The organism is Corynebacterium phoceense, from assembly GCF_900092335.1.
In the GTDB taxonomy this organism is placed as follows: Bacteria; Actinomycetota; Actinomycetes; order Mycobacteriales; family Mycobacteriaceae; genus Corynebacterium; species Corynebacterium phoceense.
On record NZ_LT596207.1, the window covers coordinates 155,067 to 161,675 of the forward strand.

The following is a 6,609-nucleotide window of genomic DNA, read 5'->3' on the forward strand; positions in this document are numbered from 1 at the left end:
GGCGCTTGCGCTCCTCTTCTTCGCGGCGCGCCGCCTCTGCGGGATCCGGCGAGGGTTCCGCAGGTTCGGGCCCGGGGTCAGGAGAGGGAGCATCGAAAAGCAAACGACCCGCATTGAGGCGGGCCGTGGCGGTGGCGTGATCGATATCGAGGACGTGGGTGAGGTAGTCGATGGTGCGGGTGGAACCGACCAGGCGGCCAGCGTCCGCGAGATGCGCGAGCCAGGCAAAGCGTGCGTCGGCGAAGGCCTTCTTGGCCATGGCGCGCTCAAGTTCTTCCATGGGCTGGGAGAGCTCGGCAAATGCCGAAACCTCAACGACTGCCTGCAGCCGCTCCAGCAACGCGTCGATCTGATTGACCAGTTCCTGCGGATTATCCATCTCTACCTCCTCCCGCTTACACATTCGATAATATTCACCCACCAAGCAAAGTCAAGCCTTTTTTAGAACAACTTTTCTAACCTTAAAGCCGACAGTGAGACATATTCGATAGCGACCTGGGAGAAGCAAGGTAATCTTTAGGCCATGCGCATCGCCACGTGGAATATCAACTCGGTTCGAGCCCGGACCGAACGCGCCGTCGACCTCCTTCGCAAGCACGACCTCGACGTGCTCTGCCTGCAAGAGACCAAGGTGGCGGACGACAAATTCCCGCGCGCCCCCTTCGAGGAGGCCGGGTACCACGTGAGCGCCCATGGGCTGAACCAGTGGAACGGCGTGGCCATCGTGTCCAAGGACGCGCCGGAGGACGTACACAGAAGCTTCCCGCACCAGCCCGGGTTCGCAAAGGACCAGACCAAGCCGCAGAACCTCGAGGCGCGCGCGATAGGGGCGACGATCAGGGGCGTGGAAATCTGGAGCCTCTACGTGCCCAACGGCCGCGAGCTCACGGACCCGCACTACGGCTACAAGCTGGCGTTCTACTACGCCCTGGCGCGCTATGCGGAGGACAAAGCGAAGGGCAAGCTGCTGCTCACTGGCGACTTCAACGTCGCGCCCCGCGACGAGGACGTGTGGGATATCGACTTCTTCAAGGGAAAGACCCACGTATCCGAGCCGGAGCGGGCGGCGTTCGAGATGATCCTCGAGGCCGGAGTGCGAGAGCTCAAGCCGAAAGAACGCTACACCTACTTCGACTACAAGTCCGCGCGCTTTGAGCGCAACCAGGGCATGAAGATCGATTTCTTGCTGGCAACGGAGGCGCTGCACGACAAGCGCACGTGGGTGGATCTTGAGGAACGCGCCGGCGAGAAGACCTCGGACCACTGCCCGCTCATCACGGAGCTGGACCTGCCGGACTTCAACGCGGTGCGCTGATGAGCCTCAATATCGATCTGTCGATGTGGCAGTTTGTTCTGCTCATCGTCGATTACACCATCAAGATTCTGGCCGTCGGCTTCGTGCCGGAGGGGCGGCGCCCGTCGAGCTCGACGGCGTGGCTGCTCGCCATTTTGCTGCTGCCCTACATCGGGCTGCCGCTGTTCCTGCTCATGGGCTCGCCATATATCAACCGGCGCCGGCACCGCATCCAAAAAGAAGCCAATGAGATGATCGAGGACGTCCACGCGGGCATGCCGGACCACCCGCACGATGAACTGCCTACGGAAATCGAGTCGCTGCTCAGGCTCAACCGCCGGCTCACCGGGTTCCCCGCCGTGCACGGCCACAACGCGGGCATCCACGCGGACTACGAGGAAGCCATCGCCGCGATGGCCCGCGCTGTCGACCGCGCCGAAAAGTACGTCTACGTCGAGATTTACATCCAATCCTGGGACACCGTCACCGCGCCCTTCTACGAGGCACTGGAGCGCGCCGCAACACGGGGCGTCGAGGTCAAGTTACTCCTCGACCAGATTGGTTCCCACAAGTACAAGGGCTACCGGAAGCTCAGAAAGAAGCTCACGAACGCGGGCATCGACTGGCATCTCACGCTACCCATCTCGCTCATCCGCGGCCGCTTCCGCCGCCCCGACCTGCGCAATCACCGCAAATTCATGGTCGTCGACGGCGAGGTGGGCTTCCTCGGATCGCTCAATATGATCCAGCGCCAGTATCGCACGAAGGACCGCGCGTGGGTCGACTACATGACGGAGCTCACCGGGCCCATCGTCGCCTCGCTGAGCGCCATCTTCGCCGTGGATTGGTACCTCGAATCAGACGAAATCATCGAGCCTCAGCTCCCGCCCCACCGCGACACCTCGGCCGAGGACACGAACTACCTGCAGCTCATCCCCTCTGGGCCCGGCTACACCACGGAGCCGAACCTGCGCATGTTCAACTCCGTCATTCACCACGCCAAGCACCGCCTGGTCATGGTGAGCCCCTACTTTGTGCCGGACGAGTCCATGATGGACGCCATCACCACCGCCTGTTACCGCGACGTCGACGTCGAGCTCTACGTCTCCGCCGCCGCGGACCAGTTCATGGTCAACCACGCCCAATCCTCGTACTACCAGGCGCTTCTCGAGGCCGGCGTGCGCATTTTCCAGTTCCCCTACCCCTTCGTCCTGCACTCCAAGTTCCTCGTCGCGGACCCAGGCCACCCCAACCCGCTGTGCATGTTTGGCAGCTCCAACATGGACATGCGTTCCTTCGGCCTCAATTATGAGACCACGTTGCTCGTAGCGCAGGGCAATCTCATCGACCAGTTCGCCCAGCTCAGTGCCAACTACCGGGCCGTCTGCCACGAGCTCACCCTCGACGAGTGGAACAAGCGCGGCTTCGGCCGCCGCTACGTCGACAATGTCATGCGGCTTACCTCAGCGCTGCAATAGCTTTCCGATGCCCCCCTAGCCCGCTTCGCGTGCTAGGCGGAAGGTAGCCCAAAAACCCGCAGCCGCCGCAATAATCCCGCAGGTCAGGATACCGAAAGCCATCGTATGCGTAGGCTGGGATCCTAAGCCCATAAGCGGCGAGACGATGCCGCCCAACAGCGACTGGACAAAGCCCATGACCGCGGAGATGGAGCCAGCAAGCTCGCGGCGAATGCCCGTGGCCAGCGCCGTCGCGTTGCCCATGATAAACCCCACCGGGGACGTGGCGAGCAGGATGCAGGCAACGATGAGGTACCAGGGGGCATCGGCAAGCGCGGCGACGGTGAGGATGAGGCCTCCGCCAACGCACAGCAGCAGGCCAGCGCGGAGCATGGTCACGGCGCCGAAGCGTGTGACGAGGCGCGAGTTGATGGTGGTCGCGACGAGCATGCCCAACGCGTTGATGGCGAAGAGCAGCGAGTAGTGGGCGGGGCTGAAGCCGTAGACCGTCTGGAGGACGAAGGAGGACGCCGAGATATAGCTAAACAGCGCGCCGAAGCCGAAGGCCATAGCGAGGAGGAAGCCCCACACGAGCGGCATGCGCACGACGGTGAGGTAATTGCCCGCGACCGTGCGCACGAGGCCGCCGGTGCGCTCGGCCTTGCCGCCGGTCTCCGGGACGAGGAGGAACGCGAGGAGGAGCTGGACGGCGTGGAGACCGGTAAGCGTCCAGAAGATGCCGCGCCAGCCCACGGGCTCGGCGAGCAGGCCGCCGATGACCGGTGCGATGGCCGGCGCGATGCCGCCGATGGCCATGAGCACCGAGAACGTCTTCGCCGCCGCGGAGCCGCTGAGCAGGTCTGGCACGACGGAGCGCGCGAGCACGTTGCACGCGCCGCCGCCCAGGCCTTGGAGGATGCGGGCGAGGATGAGCACGCCGATGCCCGGCGCGAGGGCCGCAAGCACGGACGCCACGAGCGCCAGGCCTGCGGACCACAGCAACAGCCGGCGGCGGCCCACGACGTCCGAGACCGGACCGATAAGCAGCTGGCCGAAGGCCATGCCCACGAAGAAGCCGGTGAGCGTGAACTGCGCGACGGCCTGCTCGACGCCGAACTCGCCAGCGATGTGCGGCAGGACGGGCAGGTACATGTCAGTCGCAAAAGGCGCTGTTGCGGACAACAGCGCCAAGGTGAGCATGAGGGGGACGGGAATCATACGTCTCGTTTTACCAAGGCGGCCACGCCGCCCAGCCACAGGATGGCGGCCCAGAGCACGAAGACGACGAGGTACCAGTGCGAGTTATCCGCGAAGACGGACCACGAGCCCGCCGCATCCGTGAGCCACGAGCGCAGCGCGTTAAACGGCGAGAAGTGCATGAGCTTCTCGCCCACTTTCGGCACGAACTGAATGAGGTTGTCCACTCCCCAGAACAGGATGAGTCCCACGGCAATCGTGCCCGCGGACTGGCGCAGCAGCAGCGCCAGGCCCTGGGCGAAGACGACCATGAGCGCCGTGCCCACCGGGTACGACCACAGCGCGCGCTGCGCGACCGGGTCTGCAAAAATGTTGTCGAAGCCGACGACCTCGTCCGCCATGAGCTGCGCGAGCCCCAGGCACGCGACGATGCCGATGAACATGAGCACCGCAGCGATGACGGCGTAGAGCACAAGCTTCGCCACGGCGACCTGCGCGCGGTGCGAGTTCGCCAGGTACAGCGGCGTGGGAAGGTTGTAGCGGTACTCCGTCGTGATGACCATGATCGCCTGAATCATGAGCACGGACAGGTTGAGCCACAACAGGCCCGAGACCACGATGGACGCGCTCGCCACCGCGGGCGCTCCGTCGAAAATCGAGGTCAGCCGCGTAGTGAAGAACGCCCACAGCAATGAGAAGACGAAGAACAGGCCGGTCGTCCATCGGAACGACGCCGTCGTGGTGAGCTTCGTGAACTCCGCACGAATCGTATTAACGAGCATGGTGGCCTCCTTGGTTGCCCGCCGGGCGGGACTGATATTGCACGTCGTCGCGCGTGAGCTCCATAAACGCGTCCTCGAGCGAGGCGCGGCGCAGCGAAAGCTCGTCGAGCGCCACGCCCACGCTAAACGCGAGGCGACCGATGCTCTCCGTCGTCTGGTCCGGCACGATAAGCGTCGGGCGGTTTTCTTCGTCCGCGCCGCGCTCGTAGCCGATGCCTTCCGCGCTCAGCGTGCCCGCGAACGCGTCGAGGTGCTCGGCGCGCACGATGACGGACGAGCCCGAGTACTGCTTGACGAAGTCGTACGTGGGCATGTCCGCGATGAGCCGGCCGCGGCCGATGACCACGAGCTGGTCCGCCGTGAGCGCCATCTCCGAGAGCAGGTGCGAGGAAATGAGCACCGAGCGGCCCTCCGCCGCGAGCGCCTTGACGAGCGAGCGCACCCAGCGGATGCCCTCCGGATCGAGACCGTTGACGGGCTCGTCGAGGAGCAGCACCTCCGGGTCGCCGAGCAGCGCCGCCGCCAGGCCCAGGCGCTGGCCCATGCCCAGCGAGAAGCCGCCGGCCTTCTTACCCGCCACGCCGTCGAGGCCCACGATTCCCAGCACCTCGTCCACGCGCGACAGCGGCAGCCCGTTCGACTGCGCCATCCACTTCAAGTGGTTGCGCGCGCTGCGGTTGGGGTGCACGGCCTTCGCGTCGAGCAGCGCGCCCACCTTCGTGAGCGGGTTGCGCAGCTCGCCGTACGGCACGCCATCGATGAGCGCACGCCCGGCCGTCGGCCGGTCGAGCCCCAGAATCATCCGCATGGTCGTCGACTTGCCCGCGCCGTTCGGGCCCAAAAAGCCCGTGACGACGCCCGGTTTGACTTCGAACGTCACGTCATCGACCGCGCGGACCGAACCATATTGCTTGGTCAGCCCTTGAATTTCAATCATGCGGACAACACTACAGCCCCAACTCCGCCACCGCGTCCCGCAGGCCCGGCAACGCCGCCCGGAACGCCGGCAACAAATCCAACTGCTCCACCGCGTCCCCCGCCAACGGCACCCAGCGCAGCTCCTGGGATTCCTCATTCGCCACCACCGGCAGTCGACGCGAAGCCCCCGCGAGCACCGTCGTATACGTCCACCCGTCGCCCTCAAACGGCCCAGCNGCGGCTTCCTCGCCGCGACGGTGCTGCTCTCCGTCGCGTTGGCCTGGGTGAGTATCACCACCATCATGATCTGGGCCGCGGGCTCGCAGCGCTTCGAGGCCGTCGCCGCGCCGTGGGAGCAGCTCACCGCCTCCCAGATTGAGGCCCAGCAAGCGCGCACAACGGAAACGCTCATGCTCGTCTCCCGCCAGGCCACCGTGGACGCGACCGTCGACTTCGACGCCACAGTCCTCGCCGTCCACCAGGCGCTGGACTCCTACGGCGCGGCCGAAGACCTCGGCGCCGGCGACGCCCAGTCCGTCGCCGATGCCCGCGGCGCCCTCAACCAATGGGCCAGCGCGCACAAGGACCTCGTGGCCGATCTCAACGCGGGCCGTTACGACTCCGCCATCACGCTGTCCACCGAGGACGGCGCCGGCAGCTTCAACGACCTCAATGACGCACTCACCCGCCTTATCGCGGACACGCGCGGCGTCCTGCGCTCCTACATCGAATCCGGCCACCAGGCCACGACGGCGCTCGGCGGCTCGGTGGGCTTCCTCACGCTGCTCGGCATCATCTGCGTCTGGCTCGGCATCCGCCCCCGACTCCAGGAGTACCTCTAATGCGCCGCCTCGCCGCCGTCCTCCTCGCCGTCCCGTTGGCCGCCTGTGCGCCCCCGCCTTCCGATGCCCCCTCCCCCGCGCCATCCGCTCCCTCCCGCATCGGCCAGCCGCTGCCGGCC

General features: G+C 65.6%; 5 protein-coding genes and 1 pseudogene. 2 read left to right on the top strand and 4 right to left on the bottom strand.

Annotated features, from left to right (window positions below):
- Positions 1 to 379: pseudogene (locus BN9444_RS14610) on the bottom strand (HNH endonuclease signature motif containing protein); the annotation flags it as partial.
- A 144-nt stretch (positions 380 to 523) separates the two neighbouring features.
- Between BN9444_RS14610 and BN9444_RS00810 the strand changes: the two are divergent.
- Both BN9444_RS00810 and cls read left to right on the top strand, forming a co-directional pair.
- Positions 524 to 1,315 carry an exodeoxyribonuclease III gene (locus tag BN9444_RS00810; RefSeq protein ID WP_068801255.1) on the top strand — a complete coding sequence of 264 codons (792 nt, stop codon included), beginning with the start codon at positions 524 to 526 and terminating at the stop codon, positions 1,313 to 1,315.
- Entirely contained in the window at positions 1,315 to 2,772 is a 1,458-nt protein-coding gene (gene cls / locus BN9444_RS00815) for a cardiolipin synthase (protein ID WP_068801256.1), read from the top strand. Before BN9444_RS00810 ends, cls begins: the two co-directional genes overlap by 1 nt.
- A gap of 15 nt (positions 2,773 to 2,787) precedes the next feature.
- On the opposite strand, the gene BN9444_RS00820 is transcribed toward cls, so the two are convergent.
- Genes BN9444_RS00820 through BN9444_RS00830 form a run of 3 tightly spaced genes read right to left on the bottom strand, consistent with a single transcriptional unit; the run spans position 2,788 to position 5,667 of the window.
- The gene (locus BN9444_RS00820; RefSeq protein WP_068801257.1) at positions 2,788 to 3,969 is read right to left on the bottom strand and encodes a multidrug effflux MFS transporter; all 1,182 of its coding nucleotides are present in this window, start codon (positions 3,967 to 3,969) and stop codon (positions 2,788 to 2,790) included.
- The gene (locus BN9444_RS00825; RefSeq protein WP_068801258.1) at positions 3,966 to 4,730 is read right to left on the bottom strand and encodes an ABC transporter permease; all 765 of its coding nucleotides are present in this window, start codon (positions 4,728 to 4,730) and stop codon (positions 3,966 to 3,968) included. Before BN9444_RS00825 ends, BN9444_RS00820 begins: the two co-directional genes overlap by 4 nt.
- Positions 4,720 to 5,667, bottom strand: coding sequence for an ABC transporter ATP-binding protein (locus tag BN9444_RS00830; protein WP_068801259.1), 948 nt, complete (start codon positions 5,665 to 5,667; stop codon positions 4,720 to 4,722). Before BN9444_RS00830 ends, BN9444_RS00825 begins: the two co-directional genes overlap by 11 nt.
- Positions 5,668 to 6,609: the final 942 nt, after the last annotated feature.

Excerpts from the sequence above, each read along its gene's own strand:
- BN9444_RS00810 (WP_068801255.1), top strand. The coding sequence starts at position 524 with ATGCGCATCGCCACGTGGAATATCAACTCGGTTCGAGCCCGGACCGAA.
- cls (WP_068801256.1), top strand. The coding sequence starts at position 1,315 with ATGAGCCTCAATATCGATCTGTCGATGTGGCAGTTTGTTCTGCTCATC.
- BN9444_RS00820 (WP_068801257.1), bottom strand. The coding sequence starts at position 3,969 with ATGATTCCCGTCCCCCTCATGCTCACCTTGGCGCTGTTGTCCGCAACA.
- BN9444_RS00825 (WP_068801258.1), bottom strand. The coding sequence starts at position 4,730 with ATGCTCGTTAATACGATTCGTGCGGAGTTCACGAAGCTCACCACGACG.
- BN9444_RS00830 (WP_068801259.1), bottom strand. The coding sequence starts at position 5,667 with ATGATTGAAATTCAAGGGCTGACCAAGCAATATGGTTCGGTCCGCGCG.